Source organism: Vibrio sp. 378 (genome assembly GCF_033339435.1).
In genome coordinates, this window is the sequence record NZ_JAWOUO010001187.1 from 1 (window position 1) to 518 (window position 518).

Below are 518 nucleotides of genomic sequence, written 5' to 3' on the forward strand. Positions count from 1 at the left end.
ATGAAAAAAACTGAAAATGACCCAGCACTCACACTCAAGTATACTTCTCGTACCAAACGGACAAAGTACAGAGAAAGACCATGATCGATACCCACGCGCACATATACGCGAGCGAATTTGATAACGACCGCGATGAAGTGGTTGAGCGCGCCTTAACTCAAGGCATCACTAAAATTTTGCTGCCGAATATCGATCTGGACTCGATTGAACCGATGCTGCAGACCGAAGCAGCGTATCCGGAAGTGTGCCACTCAATGATGGGTTTGCACCCATGTTACGTTGATAGCAACGTTGATCAAACGCTAGAAATCATCCGAGGCTGGTTCGAAAAACACAACTTTATCGCCGTGGGCGAAATCGGCATCGACCTGTATTGGGATAAAACCTACCGAGCAGAGCAAGAGATGGCTTTCGTAACCCAACTCAATTGGGCAAAAGAGATGGATTTACCTGTGGTGATCCACACCCGTGATTCCATCGAAGAAACGCTGACTCTGCTTCGTCAAGAGCAAGACGGT

At 47.5% G+C, this 518-nt stretch carries 1 protein-coding gene; it reads left to right on the plus strand.

Annotated features, from left to right (window positions below; all coding sequences use genetic code 11):
• Nucleotides 1-80 precede the first annotated feature (80 nt).
• Nucleotides 81-518, plus strand: a 438-nt coding sequence (locus R7Q48_RS31065; protein ID WP_318134268.1) for a TatD family hydrolase, incomplete at its 3' end; no start/stop codon positions are given.